This window comes from Rhodococcus sp. 2H158 (assembly GCF_053764755.1).
On the sequence record NZ_JBSNCE010000023.1, the window covers coordinates 1 to 25,020 of the forward strand.

23 protein-coding genes and 4 pseudogenes are annotated in these 25,020 nt (G+C 70.2%); 10 read left to right on the top strand and 17 right to left on the bottom strand.

All coding sequences use genetic code 11. The annotated features are described in order from the left end of the window. Positions 1 to 139: 139 nt before the first annotated feature. Positions 140 to 589 carry a transposase gene (locus tag ACWPOB_RS21000; protein ID WP_455402044.1) on the bottom strand — a complete coding sequence of 150 codons (450 nt, stop codon included), beginning with the start codon at positions 587 to 589 and terminating at the stop codon, positions 140 to 142. A 274-nt stretch (positions 590 to 863) separates the two neighbouring features. On the opposite strand from ACWPOB_RS21000, the pseudogene ACWPOB_RS21005 reads away from it, so the two are divergent. Both ACWPOB_RS21005 and ACWPOB_RS21010 read left to right on the top strand, forming a co-directional pair. Beyond that, positions 864 to 1,379: pseudogene (locus ACWPOB_RS21005) on the top strand (IS30 family transposase); the annotation flags it as partial. A gap of 805 nt (positions 1,380 to 2,184) precedes the next feature. Continuing rightward, positions 2,185 to 2,988 (top strand): annotated as a pseudogene (locus ACWPOB_RS21010) (reverse transcriptase domain-containing protein); the annotation flags it as partial. Between the two features lie 237 nt (positions 2,989 to 3,225). Here ACWPOB_RS21010 and ACWPOB_RS21015 read toward each other — a convergent pair. Beyond that, positions 3,226 to 4,344, bottom strand: a pseudogene (locus ACWPOB_RS21015) (recombinase family protein); the annotation flags it as partial. A gap of 132 nt (positions 4,345 to 4,476) precedes the next feature. Beyond that, entirely contained in the window at positions 4,477 to 4,824 is a 348-nt protein-coding gene (locus ACWPOB_RS21020) for a ribbon-helix-helix protein, CopG family (protein ID WP_455401986.1), read from the bottom strand. 274 nt (positions 4,825 to 5,098) lie between these two features. Between ACWPOB_RS21020 and ACWPOB_RS21025 the strand changes: the two genes are divergently transcribed. Both ACWPOB_RS21025 and ACWPOB_RS21030 read left to right on the top strand, forming a co-directional pair. Next, positions 5,099 to 5,683 (top strand): group II intron maturase-specific domain-containing protein, encoded by a 585-nt coding sequence (locus tag ACWPOB_RS21025; protein ID WP_455401987.1) that lies wholly within the window; start codon positions 5,099 to 5,101, stop codon positions 5,681 to 5,683. A 115-nt stretch (positions 5,684 to 5,798) separates the two neighbouring features. Continuing rightward, a pseudogene (locus ACWPOB_RS21030) lies at positions 5,799 to 6,245 on the top strand (IS30 family transposase); the annotation flags it as partial. A gap of 10 nt (positions 6,246 to 6,255) precedes the next feature. On the opposite strand, the gene ACWPOB_RS21035 reads toward ACWPOB_RS21030, so the two are convergent. After that, entirely contained in the window at positions 6,256 to 6,843 is a 588-nt protein-coding gene (locus tag ACWPOB_RS21035) for a dihydrofolate reductase family protein (RefSeq protein WP_455401988.1), read from the bottom strand. Between the two features lie 82 nt (positions 6,844 to 6,925). On the opposite strand from ACWPOB_RS21035, the gene ACWPOB_RS21040 reads away from it, so the two are divergent. After that, positions 6,926 to 7,540: a TetR/AcrR family transcriptional regulator gene (locus tag ACWPOB_RS21040; protein ID WP_100056529.1), complete on the top strand. Its 615-nt coding sequence runs from the start codon at positions 6,926 to 6,928 to the stop codon at positions 7,538 to 7,540. Here ACWPOB_RS21040 and ACWPOB_RS21045 read toward each other — a convergent pair. Further along, complete coding sequence (locus tag ACWPOB_RS21045; protein WP_455401989.1) at positions 7,509 to 7,997, bottom strand: CinA family protein; 489 nt, start codon at positions 7,995 to 7,997, stop codon at positions 7,509 to 7,511. The two genes, ACWPOB_RS21040 and ACWPOB_RS21045, sit on opposite strands and share 32 nt — an antisense overlap. 80 nt (positions 7,998 to 8,077) lie before the next feature. Between ACWPOB_RS21045 and ACWPOB_RS21050 the strand changes: the two genes are divergently transcribed. Continuing rightward, entirely contained in the window at positions 8,078 to 9,133 is a 1,056-nt protein-coding gene (locus tag ACWPOB_RS21050) for a carboxylate-amine ligase (protein WP_455401990.1), read from the top strand. Here the strand turns inward: ACWPOB_RS21050 and ACWPOB_RS21055 are convergent. Together ACWPOB_RS21055 and ACWPOB_RS21060 are read right to left on the bottom strand one after the other, a co-directional pair. Next, complete coding sequence (locus ACWPOB_RS21055) at positions 9,105 to 9,860, bottom strand: pyrimidine reductase family protein (protein ID WP_455401991.1); 756 nt, start codon at positions 9,858 to 9,860, stop codon at positions 9,105 to 9,107. The two genes, ACWPOB_RS21050 and ACWPOB_RS21055, sit on opposite strands and share 29 nt — an antisense overlap. A 37-nt stretch (positions 9,861 to 9,897) precedes the next feature. Continuing rightward, a complete protein-coding gene (locus ACWPOB_RS21060; RefSeq protein ID WP_455401992.1) occupies positions 9,898 to 10,392 on the bottom strand; it encodes a flavin reductase family protein in 495 nt (164 codons plus the stop codon). Positions 10,393 to 10,484: 92 nt separating this feature from the next. Here ACWPOB_RS21060 and ACWPOB_RS21065 point away from each other — a divergent pair, with 92 nt between their 5' ends. Together ACWPOB_RS21065 and ACWPOB_RS21070 are read left to right on the top strand one after the other, a co-directional pair. Continuing rightward, on the top strand, positions 10,485 to 12,038 hold the full coding sequence (locus tag ACWPOB_RS21065) for a YhjD/YihY/BrkB family envelope integrity protein (RefSeq protein ID WP_455401993.1): 1,554 nt from the start codon (positions 10,485 to 10,487) through the stop codon (positions 12,036 to 12,038). After that, the gene (locus ACWPOB_RS21070) at positions 12,035 to 12,340 is read left to right on the top strand and encodes a DUF3618 domain-containing protein (protein ID WP_100058038.1); all 306 of its coding nucleotides are present in this window, start codon (positions 12,035 to 12,037) and stop codon (positions 12,338 to 12,340) included. The genes ACWPOB_RS21065 and ACWPOB_RS21070 overlap by 4 nt, the downstream gene beginning before the upstream one ends. Positions 12,341 to 12,431: 91 nt before the next feature. Here ACWPOB_RS21070 and ACWPOB_RS21075 read toward each other — a convergent pair whose 3' ends face one another. From ACWPOB_RS21075 to ACWPOB_RS21110, 8 genes are all read right to left on the bottom strand, one after another. Continuing rightward, the gene (locus tag ACWPOB_RS21075) at positions 12,432 to 14,324 is read right to left on the bottom strand and encodes a propionyl-CoA synthetase (RefSeq protein ID WP_455401994.1); all 1,893 of its coding nucleotides are present in this window, start codon (positions 14,322 to 14,324) and stop codon (positions 12,432 to 12,434) included. A 127-nt stretch (positions 14,325 to 14,451) separates the two neighbouring features. After that, complete coding sequence (locus ACWPOB_RS21080) at positions 14,452 to 15,954, bottom strand: carboxyl transferase domain-containing protein (RefSeq protein WP_455401995.1); 1,503 nt, start codon at positions 15,952 to 15,954, stop codon at positions 14,452 to 14,454. A gap of 61 nt (positions 15,955 to 16,015) precedes the next feature. Next, positions 16,016 to 17,206 carry an ABC transporter permease gene (locus tag ACWPOB_RS21085; protein ID WP_455401996.1) on the bottom strand — a complete coding sequence of 397 codons (1,191 nt, stop codon included), beginning with the start codon at positions 17,204 to 17,206 and terminating at the stop codon, positions 16,016 to 16,018. Next, on the bottom strand, positions 17,203 to 18,093 hold the full coding sequence (locus ACWPOB_RS21090; protein ID WP_455401997.1) for an ABC transporter ATP-binding protein: 891 nt from the start codon (positions 18,091 to 18,093) through the stop codon (positions 17,203 to 17,205). Before ACWPOB_RS21090 ends, ACWPOB_RS21085 begins: the two co-directional genes overlap by 4 nt. Positions 18,094 to 18,126: 33 nt before the next feature. Further along, entirely contained in the window at positions 18,127 to 18,672 is a 546-nt protein-coding gene (locus ACWPOB_RS21095; RefSeq protein ID WP_100056913.1) for a hypothetical protein, read from the bottom strand. Then, positions 18,669 to 18,959, bottom strand: coding sequence for a helix-turn-helix transcriptional regulator (locus ACWPOB_RS21100; protein WP_100056914.1), 291 nt, complete (start codon positions 18,957 to 18,959; stop codon positions 18,669 to 18,671). Before ACWPOB_RS21100 ends, ACWPOB_RS21095 begins: the two co-directional genes overlap by 4 nt. Before the next feature lie 100 nt (positions 18,960 to 19,059). Beyond that, positions 19,060 to 19,434 carry an RNA-binding S4 domain-containing protein gene (locus ACWPOB_RS21105; RefSeq protein WP_100056915.1) on the bottom strand — a complete coding sequence of 125 codons (375 nt, stop codon included), beginning with the start codon at positions 19,432 to 19,434 and terminating at the stop codon, positions 19,060 to 19,062. Further along, positions 19,431 to 21,068, bottom strand: a complete 1,638-nt coding sequence (locus ACWPOB_RS21110; RefSeq protein ID WP_455401998.1) for an ABC-F family ATP-binding cassette domain-containing protein — start codon at positions 21,066 to 21,068, stop codon at positions 19,431 to 19,433. Before ACWPOB_RS21110 ends, ACWPOB_RS21105 begins: the two co-directional genes overlap by 4 nt. 86 nt (positions 21,069 to 21,154) lie before the next feature. On the opposite strand from ACWPOB_RS21110, the gene ACWPOB_RS21115 reads away from it, so the two are divergent. Then, positions 21,155 to 21,979 carry an aldo/keto reductase gene (locus tag ACWPOB_RS21115; RefSeq protein WP_455401999.1) on the top strand — a complete coding sequence of 275 codons (825 nt, stop codon included), beginning with the start codon at positions 21,155 to 21,157 and terminating at the stop codon, positions 21,977 to 21,979. A 145-nt stretch (positions 21,980 to 22,124) separates the two neighbouring features. Beyond that, complete coding sequence (locus tag ACWPOB_RS21120; RefSeq protein ID WP_455402000.1) at positions 22,125 to 22,631, top strand: pyridoxamine 5'-phosphate oxidase family protein; 507 nt, start codon at positions 22,125 to 22,127, stop codon at positions 22,629 to 22,631. Positions 22,632 to 22,727: 96 nt separating this feature from the next. On the opposite strand, the gene ACWPOB_RS21125 is transcribed toward ACWPOB_RS21120, so the two are convergent. Beyond that, a complete protein-coding gene (locus ACWPOB_RS21125; protein ID WP_100056918.1) occupies positions 22,728 to 23,792 on the bottom strand; it encodes a S1C family serine protease in 1,065 nt (354 codons plus the stop codon). Continuing rightward, positions 23,789 to 24,889, bottom strand: a complete 1,101-nt coding sequence (locus tag ACWPOB_RS21130; RefSeq protein WP_100056919.1) for an NAD(P)-binding domain-containing protein — start codon at positions 24,887 to 24,889, stop codon at positions 23,789 to 23,791. The genes ACWPOB_RS21125 and ACWPOB_RS21130 overlap by 4 nt, the downstream gene beginning before the upstream one ends. Between the last annotated feature and the right edge of the window lie 131 nt (positions 24,890 to 25,020).

Genomic DNA, 25,020 nt, shown 5'->3' on the forward strand with positions numbered 1-25,020 from the left:
CGACCCAAAAGCGGTTGGGCAGGGCTGACCCTCTACGGAATCGTGCGCGAACTCCAACGCGCACTGGCCTATTGGATCGGTACCTGCCCGACCTGCCACCACACCTTCCCAACCTAACAAAGTCCTACTAGGCCGTGTTTCAAAAGTTGACCGCTCGGAGCCACTGATTGATGGCAGCGATCCGGATGGTGGCCGTGTAGCGGACTGCGAGTTTGTCGTATCTGGTTGCCACCGCCCGGTTTTGCTTGAGCAGGTTGATGCCGCACCCGACGGCGTGACGCTGCTTGTAGTGCTCGGCGTCGAACGCCGGTGGGCGGCCGCCGGACGAGCCCTTCCTCTTCCGGTGAACAGCCTGGTCGGCCTTGATCGGGATGGTGGCGCGGATTCCGCGTTTGCGCAGGTAGGCGCGGTTCGCAGCGCTGCTGTAGGCCTTGTCGGCCAGCACCCGCTCCGGGCTGGTCCGGGGCCGACCGCGACCGGGACGGGGCACGCTGATCCCGTCGAGGACGACGGTGAACTGCGGGCTGTCGCCGCACTGACCGGCGGTGACCACGATCGACAAGGGTTTGCGGCCCTGCTCGCACGCCAGATGCGTCTTGGTGGGGCGGGTTCAACCAGTCGTTGCAATATCCCTGATGATGGAGGGTGTTGCAGATGGTGTGGATCGGTCGACCCCCGGCCCCGGAGCACGCACGGCGGAGGTTCTGGCAATGCCGTAGCGAGGGTGCCTCGACGACGGAGGCAGCGTGCGCCGCGGCCGTGTCGTCCTCGACGGCGCAGCGGTGGATCGTGGCGTCCGGTGGGGTTCGTCCCCGCCGGACGCCACCCCCGTCGGGGCGGTATCTGACGCTCGAGGAGCCGAGGTGATCTCCGAGCTGCTCCAGGCCGGCAGGAAGCAATACGAGATCGCCCGGGCACTGGGCCGGTCCGCGTCCACGATCAGCCGGGAGATCACCCGCGGGACGAACAAGCGCGGCTACTACATCGCCTCGACCGCACACCGGGCCGCCCGGCAGCGCGCCACGCGCCCGAAAACGGCGAAGCTGGCCGTCTGCGACCTGCTGCGCGGATTCGTGCAGCAGCGGCTCGAGAAGAACCACTCGCCGGAGCAGATCTCCCACTGCCTGATCCGCGAGTTCCCCGACGATGCGGAGATGCGAGTGTCGCACGAAACGATCTACCTCTCGCTCTACATTCAGTCCCGCGGCGCACTCAAACGGGAACTGACACAACATCTTCGAACGAAACGGACGTTGCGCGCGAGCAGGCGCCGGCCCGACGAGCGGCGCGGCCGGATCCCCGAGATGGTGCACATCTCGCAGCGTCCCGCCGAGGCCGACGATCGCGCCGTGCCCGGGCACTGGGAAGGCGATCTGGTGCGCCACGAGGCGCTGTGTAACCGAGCGGAGGTGAAAGACCTGCGCCGTTGTGCTGTCGCAGCAGCATAGCGAAGCTGGGGGCAGCCTGATCCGGGAGACGCCGGTGAGGGCGGCAAGCAGCCCCGACAACGACGGGACAGGCCAGCACTACCGGATGGTCTGGGTCCGGCAAGCATGAGGAGAAGGTGTACGCGAGGAACCAGTGTTCTAACGCCTCTCAAGTCTCCCGCCAGCTCTAACCCGGTGGATTCGGGCTGGTCTGCGACGCGCACCAGCACCACTGGCGTTTCGGTGTTGGGAACTTCGGGGTCGGTTTAGGTCGTCGGCTCCGGAGGCCACGGTGAAGGCCTGCGGCGTAACCGTGGCGATGTCGCAGGGGCATAGCTGGGCACCTCACTCCTCGAGCGGTCAGCAGTGAACGTGGGAACCACCGCGAGGCTCCCGCCCGTCGGCCTCAGCCAGAGGTCGGCTGGTTCGGGTTGACACGTCGTCTGTCGATGGCCACGCGGTGGGGCGGAGGGGCCGTAGTAGTCCGGGCGAGGGAAAGCCTCGCACACCGCGAAGGGCCCCAGCGGAATTGATGTAGCAAGCACGACACGAACGGAGGCGCTGGTGAATACCGGTGAGCTGTCATGGCCCGATCCCGATCGGGCGGCATGGCGGGTACGACAGATGCAACGCAAGCTGCACCACTGGGCGGTCGATGATCCCGACCGCCTCTTCGGTGATGTGTTCAACCTCGTCCACCACCGAAGATTTTCTCACCGTCGCGTGGGAGCGGGTGCGGGGCAACAAGGGCGCACGCTCAGCCGGAGTCGACCGGCTGGCCCCTGCGTCCATCACAGGTGACGCCGAGACGGTGACATTCCTGAGCCAGGTCCGAGACCAGCTGAAGTCTCGGACGTTCGCTCCTTTGCCGGTGCGGGAAAGAGTGATTCCCAAGCCGGGGAGCAGCAAGCTCAGGCGACTCGGGAGCCCCACGGTGATGGACCGCACGGTGCAAGCGTCGCTGGTGCTGGTGTTGGAGCCGATCTTCGAGGCTGATTTCAAGCCGGTCAGCTACGGTTTCCGCCCGAGGCGTCGTGCTCAGGACGCGATCGCCGAGATTCATGCTCTCGGGACCCGGAATCATCACTGGGTCTTCGAGGCGGACATCGCGGCGTGTTTCGACGAACCGGACCATTCCGCGATCATGGAACAGGTCCGTACGCGGATCGTCGACAAGCGTGTTCTGGCTCTGATCAATGCGTTTCTGAAGGCGGGCATCATGTCCGGCGACGGAACGGTCAGGTGTTCCGAGGCCGGCACGCCCCAGGGCGGCATACTTACGCCTCCAACGCAGTGGGCAATGTTCGCCCTCCGTGTCGGTGTCGTCGGTGTCGCTGCTGGTGCGTTCTCGGATGGGGATACGGTGGCGGATGGTGATCTTGTCGGCTCCGACGAGGACGTCTTTGACCAACAGCCGCAGGACGCGTTGGCGTTCTTCGACGGTGGAGACCTCGGCTTTGCCGTGGAGTTGGGTGAGGAAGCCTTCGAGGTCGGCGGCGAGCGCGAGGTAGGCGTCACGGTCGGCGAGCTGGCTATCGAGTGCATGGATTTGGTTGCGTAGGTTGACTTCTCGGGCACGCAGGTCGGGCATGCGGGCACGCAGTTCATCGATGGTGATCAGTTGCTCACCGAACGCCTCGATCATCGCGGCGATCCCGGACCCGGCCTTGGTCAGCGCCGTTTCCAGCCGTTTCCGTTGCGTGATCGTGGGGTCGGATGATTTCGCGGTCGCGAGTCGCTTGTCGATCTCGGTGCGGATCAGATGGGGGTCGGCGAGCATGGCGGTGACGTGGTCCCAGACCACGGTGTCGAGGTAGTCGGCACGGACCGGTTTGTTGGTGCAGACCCGTCCGCCCGCATGGCGGTAGTGGTCCGAGCCCAGGCACCGGTAGTAGTAGATCTTCCTGTTGGTGGTGCGCGTCGAGGTGCGGTAGTAGCCGTATCCGCAGTTCGAACACGCGGCCAGCCCCTGCAGCAGCGAGGGGTTTTTGCTGCCCCGGGAGGCGAATCGTTTGTTGTCGGCCAGGCGCAGGGCGACCCGCTCGAAGGTCTCGGCGGTCACGATCGCCGGCACGGCGATCTCGGTCCATTCCTCGCGGGGCCGGTCGACGGTCTTGGACGCCCGCGGCGTGGATCGCCCCTGCAGCCGGGCGACCCGGTTCAGCGCGGGGGATTCGTGCACGACCATGGTCTTGCCGAACACCGCGCGGCCGGCATAGGCGGAATTGCGGAGCATGCCCCAAATCACCGAGCGGTCCCAGCGCTGCTTGCCGGTGCGGGTGGGCACCTGCTGCTCGGTGAGCCACCGGGCCAGCTCGGCGATGGACACCCCCTCGTCGGCGTAGCGGCGGAACAGCTCGCTCACCAGCACCGCTTCGTGCTCGACGACCTCGTAGGCGGCACCGGCGTGGTCGTTCTTGCGGACATAGCGGTAGCCGAACGGGGCGCCGGAGAGCACGTTGATCGACCCGATCTTGGCGCGGTGGGTCTTGCCGCGTCGGTAGCGTTCGAGGATCTGCGCCTTCTCGTACTCGGCGAACATGCCCTGGAACTGCACCAGCAGTTGGTCCTCCGGCGAGTCGCCGCTCGGACCCTGGACGAACTGCACCCGGGTTCCGGCGCGGGTGAACTCCTCGATCAGCAGGGCCTGGTAGGCGAACTTGCGGGCCAGCCGGTCCGGGGAGTAGCACAGCACCACGTCCACCCCGACCCCGGCGACGAGGTCCCGCAGCCGTTCCAGGGCCGGGCGGATCAGGGTCGCCCCGGAGTGCCCTTCGTCCTCGAAGATCCATTCGTCGGGGACCTCAAGTCCCAGTTGCTCGGCGTGTGCGCGCAGCGCTGCGGTTTGCGAGCGAATCGTCTCGTCCTTCTTCTGTCGGGCCGAGGACACCCGTGCATAGATCACCGCGCTCGTCATGGGGCGGTCGTCCTTCCTGACCGGCCCGTTCGATGCGGGCTCGTCGCTGTGGCACCAGAATGGCGTAGGCCACCGACACGTCCGTGGCCGCGTGGCGGTCGAAGACGAACTGCGTCTCGACCACCCGGTCGTTCACCTGCGCCGGGCCGTTCTGCGGCTCCGCGCCAAGAATTCGGCCAATGCGCGCGCGACCAGGGCGGAGATCGTGCTCCCCGACTCCTTGGCATGTTCACGCACCCGAACTGCCAGTGCCGCAGGCAATTTGACGGTGAATACCGTCGTCTCTTCCGGAACGACGGCCCGGCCGCCTTCAGCGGCGCGGTCGGCGTACCGCCGCGCCTGCCGCGCCGAGCAGTCGAACCGGTCCGCCAGGATGGCCGCGGCTTCGGCCACCGGTACTCCCGTCTCCAGCAGCTCCGCGGCCGCGTTGATCCGCTGGGCGTACACCGCAGCGTCAGCGCGAACGCGACCATCAGGCATGACATAAACGTACTACTGAACATGTCAGACGTCCTTCGTGACACGCCGCGGACGCTCCACCCGCCGATAGCTCAGCGTGACATCGAAGCAGAAGATGCCCATTGCGTTGGAGGCGTACTCTCACCGTTGCTCGCCAACATCGCTCTGACGGTGTTGGACGCACATTTCTGTGCGAAATGGGACTCCCACGGGAGTGCCTATCGGCGCGAGGTGCACCGCAAACGCGGCGGAGCCACCTACCGGATCGTGCGTTACGCGGACGATTTCTTCGATCATGGTGGTCGGAACCAAAGCGCATGCGGATGCACTCTGGGACGAAGTGGCGGACGTGATGGCCCCGCTGGGGCTGCGGCTGTCCGCCGAGAAGACCCGGGTATGCCACCTGGACGAGGGGTTCGACTTCCTCGGGTTCCGCATCCAGCGGCGCCGCAGGAAGGGCACGAACAAGAAGAGTGTCTACACCTATCCGTCGAAGAAAGCGCTGCTTTCGATCATGGCAAAGGTGCGGGCGCTGACGAAGAAGGCACGTCATCACGGCTTGGCTGATCTCCTCGGGCGCCTGAATCCGGTGCTCCGAGGATGGTGTGCGTATTTCCGTCACGGTGTGTCGAAAACAACCTTCGGTTATCTCGATGCCTTCGCCTGGCACCGGGTCACCCGGTGGCTGCTCAAACGGCACAAACGGATCACGTGGGCGGATCTCTACCGGCGTTTCCTGACCGGCAGGCCAGGTAACCGCCCGCAGGAGAGCGGGATCGTCATGGTCGACACCACCACCGTCCCGATCACTCGGTATCGGTGGCGGGCGAGCAACATCCCCACACCATGGACCAGCACGGGAACGTCGGTTCCCGCCTGACAGTGGCAGTCCATGGAGCGCCGGATGCGATGAGAGTCGCACGTCCGGTGCGGAGGGCGGGCCGGGGAAACGGACCGGGAGCAATCCCGGCACCGCGCCCCGGTCCGACCCCTACATCATGGGCGCGGGCAATCGGTCGCCGATCGGTACCCTCGTCGAACGCACCACCCGGTTCGTGATGTTGCTGCACCTGTCCGACGGGTACTCGGCCGAGCAGGTCAATACCGCGCTGGCGGCCAAGATCCGGGAACTGCCCGATACCCTGGCCCGGTCCATCACCTGGGACCAGGGCGCCGAGATGAAGCGACACGCCCAGTTCACCGTGGACACCGGCGTCCAGATCTACTTCTGCGACCCGCGCTCACCGTGGCAGCGCGGGTCCAACGAGAACACCAACGGTCTGCTCCGGCAGTATTTCCCCAAGGGCACCGACCTGTCCGTCCACACCGTCGAGGACCTGGAGTTCGTTGCCGACGAGATGAACGAACGCCCCCGCAAGACGCTCGACTGGCATACTCCAGCCGAGCGCCTCGAGGAGATGCTCGTTGCGACGACCGCATGAATCCGCCTGGTCAGGACCGCCCAAAGGACACACCGGCCGCGAAGCGGCACACCGTGACGCCGCTGTCGAAGGTCTTCGTCTCGAGCCGGGTGAAGCGGTGCGGCTCGAACCGGCGGCGGAACAACGGGATTCCGTCGCCGACGACGATCGGGTTCACCTTCAGCACCAGTTCGTCGATCTCGGGCAGCAGCGCCCCGGCGAGCGAACCCCCGCCGCACAGCCAGATTCCCAGTCCCTCCTGGCGTTTGAGGTCGCGGACGTACTCGAGCGGATCGGTGGCGACGAGCGTGACCGTCTCGTCCGGCGCCTGGGGAATCGTCGTGGTGAACACGTACTGCCGCAGGTGCGGGTACGCGCTCGTCAGCCCGGCGTCGCGGGCGGGCTCCCACGTGTGCCGTCCCATCACGACGGCGTCGAAGTGCTTCGGTGGTCCCTCGATTCCGAGGGGCCCGCGGGCGTGGATCGGAAACGTCTCCGGAAACTCCCGCAGGAGGTACCCCATGTGGTCGCCCTCGACCGGGAAGAAGTCGAACCCGCCGGCCGGGTCGGCGATGAAGCCGTCGAGCGTGGTCGCGACGTAGTAGGTCAGTTTTCGCACGAAGGGCTCCTCGGATCGTCGACTACAACACCTGTGGTGGTCAAACTACAACAGATGTTGTGGTCGGTGCTAGAGTTTTTTCATGGCAGCAAATCCGGAGCGTCGCGCACAGCTCGCGGATGCCGGCCTGCGCGTGCTCGGCGCGGACGGCGCCCGCAAGCTGACCCACCGCGCCGTCGACCGGGAGGCAGGAGTGCCCCTGGGTACCTGCGCGAACTACTTTCCGACGCGGGACGAACTGCTCGGCGCCCTCGGTACGCGCATCTTCGAGCGGCTCGCCCCCGACCCGGACCGGCTCGAGGCGCTCGCCGGACGGACCCCGAGCGTCGACCTCTACATCGACTACATGCGATACCTCGTCGAGCGCACCACCGCCCAGCCGGACCTGACCGTCGCCCTGATGGAACTGCGCCTCGAATCCCGCAGAAGCCCGGGACTCGCCGAGGTGCTCGGCGCGACGCTCTCCCGCAACTACCGGCTCGACGTCGAATTCAACGACGCCGCACAGTTACCCGCCACCGCGCTCGAGGTCGCGCTGCTGCACTACGCGATCGACGGGCTGCTGCTGGACCTGCTCACCACCTCGATCGGCGCCGACGCCACACCCGACGAACTCGTCACCGAACTCGTCACCCGGCTGCTCGGCCGGGCGGGCACCGGCCCGCTCAGCTCGCCGCGCGATCCGCGAGCAGAGTGAGCGCGTGAAAGACCGTCTCGGCCAGCACTTCCTCGGGCTCGCCCGGGAAGAACTTCTCCTCGGCGTGGGTCGGCCCGCGGCCGGCCACGGCGAACCACACCGTGCCCGGCTCCTGCCCGTCCTGGCTGTCCGGGCCGCCCGCCCCGGTCACCGCCACCGCGAGGTCGGCGCCGAGCAGTTCGACCGTCGACTCGGCCATGGCGCGCGCCGCCGCCTCGCAGACCACCGGGCCCTCCGGCACCCGCAGCAGCGAGTGCTTCACGGCCCGGGAATAGGCGACGATGCCGCCGCGGAACCACCCTGCGCTGCCCGGCGCGGCGCCCAGCCGGGCGGCCAGGGCGCCGGAGGTGAGCGACTCGGCGCACGCGACGGTCAGGCCGCGGTCGGCGGCGAGTTCGCCGATCCGCTCGGCCGTCGCGCTGGACCGTGCCGAGCCTTCGGGAACGTCGTCGGGCATGGGGAACTCCTTCCGCCGGATGCTGTCCGGACTCTACCGGCCGGCGTGTCGCCGCCGGCGGCAATGGGTAGCCCGCAACCATGAACCCCGAAACCTCCGGCGCGGCTCCGGGCGACGGCCTCACCATGGGAGTGGAGGAGGAGTTCCTCCTCGTCGACCCTGTGACGGGTCACCCCGCGCCCGGGTTCGACGCGGTGAACGGCCGGCTTCCGGGAGTGCCCGGGGTGACGTTCGTCGGCGAACTGCACCCGACCCAGATCGAGGCCGTGGGCGGGGTGTGCCGGACCCTCGCGGAGCTGCGGACCCAGCTGACCTCGTCCCGCTCCGCCCTCGACGCCGCCGCCCGCCGATGCGGGCTGCGGGTCGCCGCCGTCGGAGTCCCCGAGTCCGCCGCCGGACACGGCACCCTCGTCACGGCGGGTCGGCGGGCCGCCATCGCCGAGCGGTACCGCGCGCTGGTCGACGACTACCACGCCTGCGGCTGCCACGTGCACCTCGGCGTCGCCGACCGCGACACCGCGGCCGCCGTGGTGAACCATCTGACCCCGTGGCTGCCCACGCTCGTCGCGCTCGGCGCCAACTCCCGGCGGCACAGCGGCCGCGACACGGGTTACGCGAGCTGGCGCATCGTGCAGCAGAGCCGGTTTCCCGGCTTCGGTCTGCCCCCGTACCTGCGTTCGGCGCAGCACGCCGCCGATCTCGTCGCCCGCCTGGTCGACGCCGGGGTGCTGATCGACTCCCGGATGACGTTCTGGCTCGCCCGGCCGTCGGTCCACGTGCCGACGGTGGAGATCCGCGCGGCCGACACCGCCGCAACGGTCGACGGCACGGTCCTGCAGGCGGCCCTGGGCCGGGGCCTGGTCGGCGCCGCTCTCGACGATCTGCGCCGCGGCGTCGAGGTGCGGCCGGTCGAGCCGGTCCTCGGTGCGGCCGCGGTGTGGAGCGCCGCCCGGTACGGTCTCGACGGCCCGGCGGTGGACGTGCACACCGGCACCCGGATGCCGGCCCGGGACATGCTCGCCCGCCTGCTGGACCGCGTCGCGCCGGCGCTGCGGGCCCACGGCGATCTCGACGTGGTGCAGAAGTTCCTGGCGGGGCCTCGTCCCGTCACCGCTCCCCGCGTATCCACCGGGTGAGGACGGTGCCGTCGTCGTCGGCGAGGACGTGGGCGGGCCGCATCGACGTCACCGCCGTCTGTGGGGCGGTGGCTATGCGTCCCTCCGGACCTGCGGCAAGCAGCGGCGCCAGCGTGAGGCATAGGTCGTCGACCACGCCGTCGGCGATCAGCTGACCGAACAGCCGCGGCCCGCCCTCGCACAGCGCGCGGGTCCAGCCCGCCGCGGCCAGCGCGTCGCGCACCGCGTGCCCGTCGATCGACTGCTCGGCGATCACCCGCACGTCCGCGCCGGCGGCGGCGAGAGAGCGACGACGGGTCCCGGGCGCGGTCTCGCACGTGAGGACGACCGGCGCGACGGTGGTGTCGGTGAACAACCGGCACCCGGGGTCCAGGTGGCATGTGGCGGTGACGACCGCGACGGGCGGCACCTCGCTCAGGCCCGCCTCGATGCGCCGCTCCCGCAGCGACGCGCTGGTGCGGGCGCCGCCGTAGTTCTCCCCGCGTGCCGTGCCCGCGCCCACGACGATCACGTCGGCCAGGCCCCGCAGCAGCCCGAACACCTTCTTGTCCGACGGCGTGCCGAGCCCACCCGAGCGTCCCTCCACGGCCACGGCCCCGTCGAGGGATGAGACGAAGTTGACCCGGATCCACGGCGACCGCAGATCGGCCGGATACGCGTAGAGGGCCCGCAGTTCGTCGTCGTCGAGCGGACGGGCCGGGCAGGTCGGATCGTCGAGGCGCCGCATCGCTCGATCACACCACGCGCCGCGGCGTCGTGGGGCGTCAGGGCGCGTGCCCGGCGTCGAGGTCACGGACGTCGCCGTGCCGGATCACGTCGTTCAGTTCGCCGTGGCACTCCCCGCCGTCCGGGTCGAGCAGGAATCCGACGTGGTCGCCCAGCGCGGCCCGGCCGACGACGCGTCCGCTGAACCACGCCGGGACACCGTCGAGGACGGGCAGGCCGAGCGGGCCGTCGTGCCACACGCATCGCGAGAACTTGTCCACCTCGTCGCCCGTCTCGCCGCCGAACAGGCGCGCCAGGGGGAGCTGGTCCCGTCCCAGCACGTGGACGACGAGATGCTCGGCAGCGGTGGCCACCCGGAAGGTGCGGTTCGAGGTGGACAGCCCCACCAGGAACCGGGGTGGGTCGATGCTCGCCTGGGTGGCGAACCCCACCAGGCACCCGGTGCGCTCCTCGAGGACCCGGGTGGTGACGACGAACACCGGTTGGTCCAGACGGCCGACGATCGAATGGAACCCCTCGTGTGCAGTCGTCATGCCCCATTCCTACGCCCGGTCGGCGCGCTCGGCAGCCCGTTCCGGCCGGTTGCGGCGTTTGGTCCCCATCGGGTACGGGTAATCGCGGCAACATGACGGCCAAACACGGCGACCCCGACGTGGCGGAGGACTTCCCGCGACCGGAGGATTCTCGCAAACCCGACTCGCCGACCGATCTGACGAAACCGTCGTGGAAGTTCGTTCTGCGCAAGACGGCTCGTGAGTTCAGTGACGACGAGTGCACCGACCTCGCCGCCGGCCTGACCTACTACGCCGTCCTGTCGCTGTTCCCCGCCCTCCTCGTGGTCGTGTCGCTCCTCGGCGTGTTCGGCCAGGGTGGGACGACGGTGGACACGGTGCTGCAGCTGGTCGAGGACCTCGGGCCGACCGACGCGGTGAACACCCTGCGCGGCCCCGTCGAACAGCTGGTGCAGGCACCGACCGCGGGCCTGGCCCTGATCCTCGGTATCGCCGGCGCCCTGTGGTCGGCCTCCGGCTACGTCGGCGCGTTCGGCCGGGCCATGAACCGCATCTACGAGATCGAGGAGGGTCGGCCGATCTGGAAGCTGCGGCCCTGGATGCTCCTCATCACCGCGCTCGCGCTGATCGCGATGGGCGCGACGGCGCTCATGCTCGTCGTCAGCGGTCCCATCGCCAGGGCCGTGGGCGACGTGATCGGCCTCGGCGAGACTGCGGTGACGGTCTGGAACATCGCGAAGTGGCCGGTGATCCTGCTGCTCGTGATCATGGTCATCGCGGTGCTGTACTACGCGACGCCGAACGTGTCGCAGCCCAAGTTCCGCTGGATCAGCCTGGGCGCGACCATCGCGATCGTCACGTGGATCGTGGCGTCCGTCGCGTTCGCCTTCTACGTCTCCAACTTCGGTAGCTACAACAAGACCTACGGCTCCCTCGCCGGCGCGATCGTGTTCCTCCTGTGGTTGTGGATCACCAACCTCGCGCTGTTGTTCGGCGCGGAGTTCGACGCCGAGCTCGAGCGTGGACGTCAGCTGCAGGCCGGCATCGAGGCAGAGGAAACGCTGCAGCTGCCGCCGCGGGACACCCGCAACATCGAGAAGAACGAGGAGAAGCGGCAAGAGGACATCGACCGCGGCCGCGAACTCCGCCTCGCGCACACCGCGTCGGCCCGCGAGGGTGCCGACGCCGATGCGGAGGGCGACAGACCAGACCGAGACGTCGCACGACCCCGAAAGGACTCGACGATGACCGCGTCCCCCGGCGGCACGCACAGTGCCACGGACCCGAGCGAACTGTCCACCGCGCAACTGATCGAGCGGCTCACCACCCAGGTGCCGACCCTCGTGCGCACCGAGGTCACCCACGCCCTCGACGAGGTGAAGGCCAAGGGCACCCGGATGGGCGTCGGCGTCGGCATCGCCGGTGCCGGGCTGATGCTGATCTACCTCGGCGTCGGCGCCCTCATCGCGACCGCGATCCTGGGGCTCGCCACCGTGCTCTCCCCGTGGCTGGCCGCGCTGATCGTCTCGTTGATCGTCCTGGCTGTCGGCGGCACCCTGGCCGCCGTCGGCAGGTCGCGGGCCAAGAACTCGGCCCCACCGGTACCCAGCGAGACGGCGGTAAGTATCCGCAAGGACGTGAACACCGTGAAGGAGCATGTGCGATGACCGGTCCCGACCCCGCACGCAACACCGAGGCCGCCGACGCGGTGCCCAGCGTCGAGCAGCAACGCGCCGAACTCGCCGAGACGGTGGAGGCCCTCGCCCACAAGGTCGACGTCCCGGCCCGCGCGAAGTCGGCCGCCCAGGAGAAGGTGCACGAAGTCCAGGTGAAAGCGCAGGAACGTCCCCAGATCGTCGCGGCTGTCGTCGGAGGCATCGTCGCGGCCCTCGTCGTGGGCCGGGTGGCGCGCCGTCGTGGCAGGCGCAACGGCAAGCGCAAGGTGGTGCGCCGCCGCCGCAAGCACTGAGCGGGAGGTCTCCGCGTCGGGAGGGAGGTTGTTGCGGCATCGCCCGAAAAGGCGCCGCAACAACCTCCCTCTCGACGTTCCGAGCGGCGAGCTATCCGCGGAGTTGCTGCTCGAGTGCCTCGAGCACCGACGGGTCCTCGATCGTCGACGGCACGGTGTACTGCTCGTGGTCGGCGATCTGCCGCATCGTCTTGCGGAGGATCTTGCCGGAGCGGGTCTTCGGCAGCGCCTGCACCACGGTCACGTCACGGAACGTGGCGACCGCGCCGATCTGCTCGCGCACCATCGCCACGAGTTCCTGCCGCAGCGTCTCCGGGTCGATCTCGACGCCGGACTTGAGCACGACGTAGCCGGACGGCCGCTGGCCCTTGAGCTCGTCGCGGATGCCGACGACCGCGCACTCGGCGACGGCCGGGTGCGACGCCACCACGGCCTCCATGCTTCCGGTCGAAAGCCGATGGCCGGCAACGTTGATGACGTCGTCCGACCGGCCGAGGACGAACACGTAGCCGTCCTCGTCGACGTAGCCGGAATCACCGGTGAGGTAGTAGCCCGGGAAGGTCTCCAGGTACGACCGCCGGTAGCGGTCCTCGTCCTGCCACAGCCCGGTCAGGGTGCCCGGGGGCAGCGGCAGAGCGATCACGATGTTGCCCTCGGTGCCGGGTTCGACGGGCTTGCCCTCGGCATCGACGATGTCGACGCGGTAGCCCGGTACCGGCACGGTGGGCGAGCCCGCCTTGATCGGCATGGGGTCCAGGCCGCGCAGGTTCGCGGCGATCGCCCAGCCGGTCTCGGTCTGCCACCAGTGGTCGACGACGGGCCGGTCGAGCACCTTCGTCGCCCACTCGTAGGTGTCCGGGTCGAGCCGCTCGCCCGCGGCGAAGAGCGTACGGAGGGAGGAGATGTCGTAGTTCTCCAGCTCCTTCGCCTCGGGGTCGGCCTTGCGGACGGCGCGGATCGCGGTGGGCGCGGTGAACAACGCGACGACGTTGTTCTCGTTGATGATGCGCCAGAACGCGCCGGCATCCGGCGTGCCCACCGGCTTGCCCTCGTACATGACGGTGGTCGCGCCGATCAGCAGCGGGCCGTAGACGATGTAGGAGTGGCCGACGACCCAGCCCACGTCGGACGCGGTCCACCACACGTCGCCGGCGGAGATGTCGTAGATGTTGCGCATCGACCAGGTCAGCGCCACCGCGTGCCCGCCGTTGTCGCGCACCACACCCTTCGGCTTCCCCGTGGTGCCGGACGTGTAGAGGATGTACAGCGGGTCGGTGGCCGCGACGGTGACCGGCCCGGCCGGCTCCGCGTCGGCGGTGAGCTCGTCCCAGTCGAACCACGTGGCGACGGAGGCCTTGTAGTCGGCGGCCGTGCCCGGGATCATCTCCCGGTTCTTGACGATCACCGTGTGCGGCGGGGTCTGCGACAACGACAGCGCCTGCTCGACCATGGGCAGGTACTCGACGGTGCGGCCCGGCTCGAGGCCGCCGGAGGCGGTGACGAGCAGCACCGGCCGGGCGTCGTCGATGCGGGTGGCGAGTTCCTTGGCGGCGAAACCGCCGAACACCACCGAGTGCACGGCGCCGATGCGGGCGCACGCGAGCATCGCGATCGCGGCCTCCGGGATCATCGGCATGTAGATCACGACGCGGTCGCCGGCGACGACGCCCTGATCGCGCAGCACCCCGGCGAAGGCCGCGACCTCGCCCAGCAGCTCGGCGTAGGTGTAGGTGCACTTGGCGGGGACCATCGCCGAATCCCAGATCAGGGCGGGCCGGTCGCCGTGCCCGGCCTGCACGTGCCGGTCGAGGGCGTTGAAGCTGGTGTTGAGCGTGCCGTCGGGGAACCAGCGGAACGACGGGGCCTGCGAGCCGTCGAGGGCGCGCGTCGGCGCGTTCACCCAGTCCACGGCGCGGGCCGCCTCGAGCCAGAACCCCTCTGGGTCCTCCACGCTCTGCCGGAAGGCCTCCGCGTACGAGCTCATCGATTCGCATCCTCTCTGACCACAGCCTGTGACGCTGACCACCCTATTCGAGAGCCCGCGAGGTGAGGCACTGCCCGTTCGGCCGGTGCGCCGGGCGGCGCCTCGGCGTCGGTGAGCGGGCACGCGGCTACCGGGGCAGCCCCAGCTTCCGGTAGCGCTCGAGCCGCCGCCGGTATCGCAGCGTCGGGTCCTGGCCGACGAGCACGCCGAGTTCGCGGGCGACGGCGGCCCCGACACGCTTGGCGAATTCGGTGGACTCCTCCGCGGCATCGGGGAACTCGGGGATCACACCGTCGACGACACCGTCGCGCAGCAGGTCGCGGGAGCGGATGCCCTGAGCCGCCGCCATCTGCGGGGCGTGCGTGGTGTCGCGGTGCACGATCGCGCTGGCGCCCTCGGGCGGCAGCGGGGCGAGCCAGCCGTTCTGCGCGCACAGCACCCGGTCGGCGGGCAGCAGCGCCAGCGCGCCCCCACCGGTGCCCTGCCCGAGGAGCACCGACACCGTGGGCGTCGGCAGGGTCACCAGGTCGGCCAGGCAGCGGGCGATCTCCGGCGCGAGTCCGCGTTCCTCGGCCTCCTTGGACAGCGAGGCGCCGAGCGTGTCGATCACCAGCACGAGGGGAAGGCGGAGTTCGTCGGCCAGCCGCATCGCGCGCCGCGCCTCGCGCAGCGCGCCCGGACCCATCGTCCGCGCGGCGGACTGCCCGCTGCGGTCCTGACCGAACAGCACGCACGACGCGCCGCGGAACCGGGCGAGCGAGACCAGCACGGTGCGGTCGGACTCGCCCTGCCCGGTGCCGGACAGCGGGACCTGCGCGGCCGCGGCATGCCGCAGCAACTGCCGGATGCCGGGACGCTCCGTCCGGCGGGAGAGCATCACCGACTGCCACGCCGGCACGTCGGGCACGTCGTCGGCGGAGGTGACCGCGGGACCTGCGGACGCATCGATGACCGTCGGCTCGGTGAGCACGCGGAGCATCCGGTGCACGAGCTGGCGGACCCCGGCGAGCGGCACCACCCCGTCGATCACGCCCTTCTGGGACAGGTTCTCGGCGGTCTGCACGCCCTCCGGGAAGGCCTCGTGGTAAAGCGCCTGGTAGACGCGGGGGCCGAGAAAGCCGACGAGGGCGCCGGGTTCGGCGGCGGTGACGTGCCCGAGCGAACCCCACGACGCGAACACCCCGCCGGTGGTGGGGTTGCGCAGGTACACCAGATAGCCGAGGTGCGCGGCCTTGTGGGCGGTGACGGCCGCGGCGATCTTGACCATCTGCACGAACGCGAGGGTGCCCTCCTGCATCCGGGTGCCGCCGGAGGTGGGGGAGGCCAGCAGCGGCAGTTTCTCCCGAGTGGCGCGTTCCACGGCGAGGACGATGCGCTCGGCCGCCGCCACCCCGATCGACCCGGCGAGAAAGGCGAACTCGCAGGCGATCACCGCGACGTGCCGGCCGTGCACGGTTCCGACGCCGGTGATCACGGACTCGTCGACGCCGGACTTCGCCGCCGCGGCCTCGAGCTCGGCGCGGTACTGCTCGTCGGGGTGCACGTCGACGGGGGCGGTGTCCCAGGAGTGAAAGCTGCCCGCGTCGAGCACGCTGTCGATGAACTCCTGCGCCGAGATCCTGAGGGCCATGGCACGACCCTAGCCGTGCGTCCTTTGGGCGCCTCCAGACTCCCAAAGGACGCACCGGCGCCTACCGGCCGATCGCCTCCTTCCAGGTGACGACGCGGCCGATGCGCAGGATGGACCGGCGGTAGATCCGCGCCCCGACCACGCTCAGGGCGCCGGTCACGAGCAGCATCAGTACGATCGTGCCGACGATCTGCAGCGGGGTCGCCACGCCGGAGGCGATGCGCAGCGGCATCAGGATCGCCGAGAACGGGGGGATCCAGCTCAGCACGGTGCTCCACGTCGACTCGGGGTCGTCCACGGACGAGAAGGCCGCGAAGAACATCGCGACGATGAGCACCATCAGCGGGGACGCGGTGGCGTTCACATCCTCCTGGCGCGACACCATCGAGCCGGCCGCGGCGTAGAGGACCGCGAAGAACGCGAAGCCGAGGACGAACCAGCCCAGTGTGCCGGCGAGCGTGCCCAGGGCCGTGCCGGTGACGGTGAGTGTGCCGGTGGCGAGACCGGCCCCCACCCCGGCCACCCCGTACGCGGTGAGCTGCAGCAGGCCCACCGCACCGATGCCGAGAATCTTGCCCCACAGCAACTGCAGCGGGCGCAGCGTCGACAGCAGCAGCTCCACCACGCGCGACGACTTCTCCTCGACCACGCCCATCGCCACGTACATCCCGAACATCATGATCTGCATGTAGAGCAGCACGACCGCTGCGATCGACAGGGTGGTGCGCTGCGCCTGCTCCGGGTCCGGCGGGTCGAGGGCCTCGACGGTCACGGTGGCGCGGGCGATGTCCGCCGCCAGCGCGGACGGGTCGACGCCGCGCGCGGTGAGGGCCTCGACCTGCGCCTGCTGCGCGACGGCCGTGTCGATCGTCGCGCGCAGGGCCGGATCGATCTCCGATTCGGCGACGGCGGTGACGGAACCTGCCGGGCCCGGGACCAGCGCGACGTCGAGCTCGCCGTCGCATACCCGGTCGCGGCCGGTGCCGGCGTCCGGGATCTCCGTGACGTCGACCGGGCTGCCCGTGGCTTCTCCGACGGCGGTGACGGCGGCGCCGAGGGCCGGGTCGCCGACGACGCCGACGGTGGCGGGTTCGTCGTCGCCGGAGAACAGCGACACGGCGACGATGCCGCCGACGATCGCGAGCAGGATGATCGCGTTGCTGATCAGGAAGCTCTTCTTGCGGATCTGGGTGAGGAACTCACGGCGGGCCACCAGCGCGACGGCGCGGGCGGGACTCAACGGGGCACTCACGCGGCGACCACCTCTCGGAACAGGTCGGTCAATGTCGGCCGACGAACGGAGAACTCGTGCACCGGGCCGGTGGCGAGCGCGGCCCGGAGGATCTGCTGGTCGTCGGCGCCGTTGCCGAGGACGAGGACGGTGCGCCCGCCGCCGTGCGCGACGGTGGTGACGCCGGGCAGCCCGGCGGCCCAGCCCTCGGGGGCCTGTGGGGCGTACACCTCGAGCCGGGCCTCACCGTGGCCGCGCAGTTCGTCGACGGTGCCGACGGCGCGCATCGTTCCCTTGGAGATGATCCCGACACGGTGGCAGAGCCGCTGCACGAGGTCGAGTTGGTGGCTCGAGAAGATCACCGGAACACCGGTTTCGGCCTTCTCCATCAGCACGTCGCTCATGACGTCGACGGCGACGGGGTCCAGGCCCGAGAACGGCTCGTCGAGGACCAGCACCCTCGGGTCGTGCACCAGGGCGGCCGCGAGCTGGACCCGCTGCTGGTTACCGAGGGAGAGCGCGTCGACGGCGTCGTCCACGCGCTCGGCGATGCCCAGCCGGCTCGTCCAGCGCGCGACGGCGGCATCGGCCTCGGAACGGGAAAGTCCGTGCAGCCGAGCGAGATACGACAGCTGCGTGCCGACCTGCATCTTGGGGTACAGCCCCCGTTCCTCCGGCATGTACCCGATGGTGCGGCGCACCTGGAGGTCGACGGGCCGGCCGTCGAGCCGGACCTCGCCGGAGTCGGCGGCGAGCACCCCGAGGACGATCCGCATGGTGGTGGTCTTCCCGGCGCCGTTGCTGCCGACGAAGCCGAACAGCTCACCGGGCCGCACGTCGAAGGTGACGTCGTCGAGCGCGACGACGTCACCGTATCGTTTCGAGACACCGTTGATCGTGAGCGTCACGTTTCCTCCGTATTCCTCGGGTCGTTCTCTGTGTCAGTCGGTTTCGTCGGGATCGGGACTGTTCCAGGCGAGGATCATCGCGGGCAGGCAACCGCCGACCAGCAGGGTGGTCAGCGCCATGAGTCCGCCGGCGTAGGCCATGCGCGGGTGCTCGCCGTCCGTCTGGACACTACCGAAGATCAGGTAGGCGACGGGGATCATCACGAGCACCTGTGTGACCGACAGGGCGATCGATCGAGCGCTGTTGCGTTCCTGGATCTCTCGTTCGTCGAGGGCCGCGCGCGGGGCGTCGCCCTGTCGGCCGGAGACGATCTGCAGCGAGATCCACAGGGGGAAGAAGAGCAGGCACGCGGGTAGCCACAGCAGGGGTCCCCGTTCGAAGAAGTGGCACAGCACGCCCACGGTGAACATGAGAACGAACGTCGCGGCGAGGGCCACGACGAGGATTCGACGGCGGCGACGAGTGCGCCACCGGGGCAACAGATTCCGGAACTTCTCCTCGTTCTTCAGGAAGCGTCGGGTGCGGAAGGCCTCGTACCGTTCGAGGAGAGTGGCGTCGTGCACGGGCATCTCGGTCACTGTTCGTCACGTCCTTCGGTTGCGGTGCGGATTCGGTACACCTCGGTGGACAGCGGCCCGAACTCGGTGCGGGAGAACACGGCCTCGACCGGGAGGCCGAAGACGTCGCAGATGCGGAAGGCGAGGTCGAGGCTCGGGTAGTGGTCGCCGCGTTCGAGGGCGCCGACGGTCTGGGGATTGACCTCGACGAGCTGCGCGAGCTGTGCGCGGCTCATTCCGCGTTCCGCGCGCAGGACGCGGATGCGGTTGTGGATCGGCCGGGTTTCCCCCCGACGTACCGGACTCATACAACGAAGTATTGTAAAAACCCAACATATGGTCAAGCCGTGTCGACGCGTCCGCGCGCAAGCCGCACCCCGGCGCGCCGCCGAAAGACCCGCGGGAGTCCTACTCGAGCAGCCCGCGCAGCCGGTCGAGCTCGCGCCGGTCCCGCTTGGTGGGCCGGCCCGTGCCGCGGTCGCGGCGGGGGATCGAGGCGAGGATCTCCTTGGGTGGGGGAGGGGGACTGTGGTCCTCGTACGCCTGGGCGGCGATGGGCGCCCCCACCCGCTTGGCCAGCAGCTGCGTCACCCGCACGATCCGTTCCGCCCCGGCGACGCGCACCCGCACCTCGTCGCCGACCTTCACGGGCTGCGACGGCTTCGCGGGGACGTCGTTGACCCGCACGTGCCCGCCGCGGCACGCGGACGCGGCCGCGGACCGCGTCTTGAACAGGCGCACCGCCCAGGTCCAGCTGTCCACCCGGACGCTGCCGGCCGTCATGCCGGCTCCTCCGTCAGCCGCCCCCCGTCGAGGTGCCACCGGCGGGTCGAGCGGGTGTTGGCGAGCATCCGGCGATCGTGGGTGACCAGCAGCAGCGTGCCCTCGAAGCTGTCGACGGCCTGCTCGAGCTGCTCGATCGCGGGCAGGTCCAGGTGGTTCGTCGGTTCGTCGAGCACCAGCAGGTTCACCCCGCGGGCCTGCAGCAGGGCCAGCCCGGCCCGGGTGCGTTCGCCCGGTGACAGCGACGACGCGGACCGCAGCACGTGGTGGCCCCTGAGCCCGAACTTGGCGAGCAGCGTCCGCACCTCCGCGTCCGGCCAGTCCGGCACCTGCGCGGCGAACGCGTCCACGAGCGGCTCGTCGCCCTCGAACAGCGCACGTGCCTGGTCGATCTCGCCGATCTTCACGCCCGACCCGAGGGCCGCGGTGCCGGTGTCGGGCCGGATCCGGCCCAGCAGCAGGCGCAGCAGCGTCGTCTTCCCGGCGCCGTTCGGGCCGGTGACGACGATCCGGTCGCCCCACTGCACCTGCGTGGTGACGGGGCCGAGCACGAAGTCGCCGCGGTCGACGCGTGCGCCGTTCAGGGTGGCCACCACCGCACCGCTGCGCGGCGCCGCCGCGATCGACATGCGCAGCTCCCACTCCTTGCGCGGCTCCTCGACGACGTCGAGCCGCTCGATGCGGCGCTGCGTCTGCCGCGCCTTCGCCGCCTGCTTCTCGGTGGCCTCGGCGCGGAACTTCTTGCCGAGCTTGTCGTTGTCCTTGGACTTGCGCCGGGCGTTGCGGACCCCGTGCTCGAGCCAGTTGCGCTGCATCCGGGCGCGATCCTCGAGCTCCTGCTTGGTGTCCGCGTACTCCTCGAACGTTTCGCGGGCGTGCCGACGAGCCACCTCGCGCTCGACGAGGTACGCCTCGTAGCCGCCGTCGTACACCGCGATCTGTTGCTGCGTCAGATCCAGTTCGACGATCCCGGTGACCGTGCGGGCCAGGAACTCGCGGTCGTGGCTGATCACCATCAGTGCGGTGCGGGTCTCGGCGACGAATCTCTCGAGCTGATCGAGCCCGGCCAGATCGAGGTCGTTCGTGGGTTCGTCGAGCAGCAGCACGTCGTACCGCGACAGCAGCAGGGCCGCCAGCCCGGCCCGCGCCGCCTGTCCCCCGGAGAGCGCCGTCATGGGTGCGTCCAGCCCGACCTCGAGGCCCAGGTCGGCGACGACCTTCTCGGCGCGTTCGGCGAGATCCGCGCCGCCGAGCGCGAGCCACCGTTCCAGGGCGGGGGTGTAGTCGTCGACGTCGGTGGTCCCCAGCGCCTCGGCCGCGGCGTTCATCGTGTGTTCGGCGTCGGTGACACCGGTCCGTCGGCCGAGGAAGCCGAGGATCGTCTCGCCCGGGACGCGCTCGGGTTCCTGGGCGAGATACCCGACGGTGGCGTCGGGCGGGCTGAGGACGACCGTGCCGGTGACGTCGGCGGTGCCGACCCCGGCGAGCGTCGTGAGCAGGGTGGACTTGCCTGCGCCGTTGGCGCCGACCAGGCCGATCACGTCGCCGGGCGCCACGGTCAGGCTCAGGTCGGTGAACAGGGTGCGTTCGCCCCGGGAGGCGGACAGGCCGCTGATGCGCAGTGTTGCAGTCACCTCTCGATTATCCCCACGCGCGTCGCGGGGTTTCCGGATGGTGGGATGCGGGGAACACCGGGCGGCCGGAACGGGTTGGGCCGATCATGACCGTTCCCACGATCACCCTCAACGACGGCAACACCATTCCGCAGCTCGGCTTCGGCCTGTGGCAGGTCGAGGACGAGCAGGGCTACGACGCGGTGACCGAGGCGCTGCGGGTGGGCTACCGCAGCATCGACACCGCGGCCCTCTACGGCAACGAGGTTGGCACCGGCCGCGCGCTGCGCGACTCGGGCGTCCCCCGCGACGAGCTGTTCGTCACCACCAAGCTGTGGAACAGCGACCAGGGCTACGACCCGGCGCTGCGCGCCTTCGACACGAGCCTGGGCAGGCTCGGCCTCGACTACGTCGACCTGTATCTGATCCACTGGCCGGCGCCGGGCCAGGACCGCTACATCGACACCTTCCGCGCCTTCCAGAAGATCAAGGCGGAGGGCCGGGCCCGCTCGATCGGCGTCTCCAACTTCCGGATCGAGGATCTCGACCGGCTGATCGACGCCGTCGGCGAGGTCCCGGCCGTCAACCAGATCGAGCTGCATCCGCGGTTCAACCAGGCCGAGCTGCGGGCGTATCACACCGGCAAGGGCATCGCCACCGAGGCCTGGAGCCCCCTCGGCCAGGGCACCGTGCTCGAGGACCCGACGCTGACGTCGATCGCGCAGGCGCACGGCCGCACCGTCGCGCAGGTGATCCTGCGCTGGCACATCCAGCTCGGCACCATCGTCATCCCGAAGTCCGTCACGCCCGAGCGCATCGCGAGCAACTTCGACGTCTTCGGTTTCGAGCTGACCGCGGACGACCTCGACCGGATCCGCGGGCTGCACGACGACGGCGGCCGCATCGGCGGCGATCCCGCCACGTTCTCGTGATCCGCGGGGGCGGGGCGGCCGAATGTGACACGCCTTCGATCTGATCGACGCAGTGTGACATTCGGCCCGTGCGGGCGATGAGTTCTCCCGGTCCGACCGGTCCGTATCGATACGGGCTCCGGCCGGAGCCGGGAGAGGAGTCGTCGTGAGCACACCTGTCACCACCACCGTCGATGCCCGCTTCGGGGACGAAGGGGAGCCGCCCCTGCCGTGGACCGACACGGAGGAGCTTCTCGAGTCCGCGCAGCTGTACTGGCTCAGCACGGTCCGGCGCGACGGCGTACCGCATGTGACGCCGCTGATCGGACTGTGGCACGCGGGCGGATTCGTCTTCTGCACGGGCCCGGGCGAGCAGAAGACCCACAACCTCCGGCACAACGATGCGGTGGCTGTCACCACGGGCGTCGCGACGTGGGCCGCCGGCACGGACGTCGTGGTCGAGGGGCGGGCCCGGCGTGTCACCGGCGGCGACGCGCTGCACGACGTCGCCGAGGCGTACTACGTCAAGTACGGCCAGCAGTGGCGGTTCGAGGTCCACGGCGACGCCGTCGGGCCGGTGGACGACCCGGGCTGGGTCTTCCGCGTCGAGCCGAGCAAGGTGCTCGTCTTCGCCAAGGGGCCGTTCGGGCAGACCACACACCGGTTCGCCTGACCGCCCGTTCCCGGCCGGATGTCACATTGCTTCGATCTGATCGAACGCATGTCACATTCGGCCACACACCCGCGCGAGCACCGCGCCGGCCGCCGGTCAGCGGGGCGGGCCGGAGTCCAGCGTGAGCGTGTCGGTGCGTCGCTGCCCGGCGGCGTCGAGCCAGCCGATCTCCACGCTGTCGCCCGGCCGCCGCGCCATCAGCATTTCCTCGAGGTCCGCCGTGGACGAGACCGGGCGCCGGTCGAACGCGACGATGACGTCGCCGATCTCGAGGTCGGTGCCGGCGGCCGGGGTGCCGTAGCCGACCCACAGCACTTCGGCGCCGGTCTCCTGGCCGCCGGTCCGGTCGGTGGTGACGCTCACGCCGAGCAGCGGGGTCGGGCCGACGTGCACCGTCCCGGCGCTCGTGCCGGCACGGACCTGGTCCACCACGTCGAGGGCGATCCCGATGGGCACCGCGTACGCCTCGGGTGGGTCGGGGACGACGGCCGGATCCGGTTCGAGGGCACCGGCGGTGTTCACCCCCACGACGGTGCCGAACGCGTCGACGAGCGGACCACCGGAGTCCCCGGGCCGGATCGCCGCGTCGACCTGCAGCATTCCGCTGAGCCGGCGCAGGGATCCGTCCATCGAATCGCGCACCGACACCGTCTTGTCGACGGCGACGACCGTGCCGGGCGCAGGCACGACGACCCCGCCGCCGTCCGCGTTGCCGAAAGCGGTCACCGGCGCTCCCGGTTGCGGAAGGGGGCTCTCGGTGACGGCCGCGACCGGCAGGCCGGCGGCGGAGCCGAGTTGCAGTACGGCGATGTCGAGGGTGGTGTCGTAGCCGAGCACCGCGACGTCGTAGCTCGCACCCGTGTGGGGGCTGATCGCGCTGATGTCGGTGGCGCCGGTGACGACGTGGTGGTTGGTGAGCACCGTGCCGTCGGCGGTGAGGACGATGCCGGTGCCCGAGATGCCGCGCCAGCCGCGGTTGGCGGTGAGGGTGACGACGGCCGGCGTGATCCGTGCCGACACCTCCTCGGTGGTGGGCGGCACGATGGGCGGGGCGGGTGCCGGGGGTGGCGGCGGCAGCACGGCGATCTCGACCGTCGCCGGCGCGGTGAGCACCAGTCCGGCGGCCACCATCGCCAGGACGGCGCCGATGCGGCGGATCACGGCCCCGGCGCGGTGGCCGCGAGATGGTCGACGAGTTCGTGGGCGGCGGCGCGACCGGCGCGGTTCGCGCCGATGGTCGATGCCGACGGCCCGTACCCGACGAGGTGGATCCGCGGGTCCGCGGCGACCTGAGTCGCCAGCTTCCCCGTCATGGTGATGCCGCCGCCGGGATTGCGCAGGCCGAGGGGCGCGAGATGGTCGAGGGAACTGCGGAAACCGGTGCACCACAGGATGACATCGACGTCGAGTGTGGTGCCGTCGGACCACCGGACGCCGGTCTCGGTGATCTCGTCGAACATCGGGAGGCGGTCGAGTGCGCCGCGTTCGCGGGCCGCGCGGATCGCGGGCGTGACCGGTAGTCCGGTCACCGACACCACCGACCCGGGCGGTAGGCCCCGCCGTACCCGGTCCTCGACCAGCGCGACGGCGGCCCGGCCGAGTTCCGGGGTGAAATCCTCGTCGCGCCAGGCGGGTTCGCGGCGGGTCACCCAGGTGGTTTCGGTGACGCGGGAGATCTCGTCGAGCAGCTGCACCGCCGAGATGCCGCCGCCGACGACGAGGACGTGGCGGCCGGTGAACTCGTCGGCGCTGCGGTAGTCCCGGGTGTGCAGCTGGCGTCCGCGGAAGCGGGTGGCGCCCGGGTACCAGGGCACGAAGGGGTGTTCCCACGTGCCGGTGGCGTTGACCAGTCCGCGGGCGGAATACACGCCGCGGTCGGTTTCCACCCGCAGTCGCTCGCCGCGGTCGCACACCACGCCGACCTGGACGGGGCGGTGCACCGGCAGGTGGAAGCGCGCCTCGTAGGCGCGGTAGTACTCGGGAACCGCGGCGGCCGCCGGCACCTGCCCGGCGGTGGTGTCGACCGCTTCGGAGAACGGCCACCCCGGCAGGTCGTGTACTCCGTTGACGGTGCTCAGCGTCAACGACGGCCACCGCTCCTGCCAGGCGCCGCCGGGGCCGAACGACCGGTCCAGCACGACGAACCCGGACTCCGGTTCGACGCCGAACCGCTGCAGGAAGTAGGCGGTGGACAGCCCGGCCTGGCCCGCGCCGATCACCACGACGTCGACGGGGGTCGCCGGTGCGTCCGTCGTCATCACCGCCCTCCCTTCCGTGGGTCCGCACCCATGATGCACCGGCGTCCCCGTCGCCGCGGTGCCGTCGGCACGATCGGGGCCGTGCCGTCGGCACGATCGGGGGCGGTGCCGTCGGCACGATCGGGGCCGGC

Coding starts and splice junctions, on each gene's coding strand:
- ACWPOB_RS21130 (WP_100056919.1), bottom strand. CDS start 24,889: ATGACGACGGACGCACCGGCGACCCCCGTCGACGTCGTGGTGATCGGC.
- ACWPOB_RS21040 (WP_100056529.1), top strand. CDS start 6,926: ATGGCAGCAAATCCGGAGCGTCGCGCACAGCTCGCGGATGCCGGCCTG.
- ACWPOB_RS21060 (WP_455401992.1), bottom strand. CDS start 10,392: ATGACGACTGCACACGAGGGGTTCCATTCGATCGTCGGCCGTCTGGAC.
- ACWPOB_RS21105 (WP_100056915.1), bottom strand. CDS start 19,434: ATGACGGCCGGCAGCGTCCGGGTGGACAGCTGGACCTGGGCGGTGCGC.
- ACWPOB_RS21115 (WP_455401999.1), top strand. CDS start 21,155: ATGACCGTTCCCACGATCACCCTCAACGACGGCAACACCATTCCGCAG.
- ACWPOB_RS21080 (WP_455401995.1), bottom strand. CDS start 15,954: ATGGCCCTCAGGATCTCGGCGCAGGAGTTCATCGACAGCGTGCTCGAC.
- ACWPOB_RS21050 (WP_455401990.1), top strand. CDS start 8,078: ATGAACCCCGAAACCTCCGGCGCGGCTCCGGGCGACGGCCTCACCATG.
- ACWPOB_RS21025 (WP_455401987.1), top strand. CDS start 5,099: ATGGTGGTCGGAACCAAAGCGCATGCGGATGCACTCTGGGACGAAGTG.
- ACWPOB_RS21020 (WP_455401986.1), bottom strand. CDS start 4,824: ATGCCTGATGGTCGCGTTCGCGCTGACGCTGCGGTGTACGCCCAGCGG.
- ACWPOB_RS21065 (WP_455401993.1), top strand. CDS start 10,485: ATGACGGCCAAACACGGCGACCCCGACGTGGCGGAGGACTTCCCGCGA.
- ACWPOB_RS21070 (WP_100058038.1), top strand. CDS start 12,035: ATGACCGGTCCCGACCCCGCACGCAACACCGAGGCCGCCGACGCGGTG.
- ACWPOB_RS21055 (WP_455401991.1), bottom strand. CDS start 9,860: ATGCGGCGCCTCGACGATCCGACCTGCCCGGCCCGTCCGCTCGACGAC.
- ACWPOB_RS21045 (WP_455401989.1), bottom strand. CDS start 7,997: ATGCCCGACGACGTTCCCGAAGGCTCGGCACGGTCCAGCGCGACGGCC.
- ACWPOB_RS21100 (WP_100056914.1), bottom strand. CDS start 18,959: ATGAGTCCGGTACGTCGGGGGGAAACCCGGCCGATCCACAACCGCATC.
- ACWPOB_RS21075 (WP_455401994.1), bottom strand. CDS start 14,324: ATGAGCTCGTACGCGGAGGCCTTCCGGCAGAGCGTGGAGGACCCAGAG.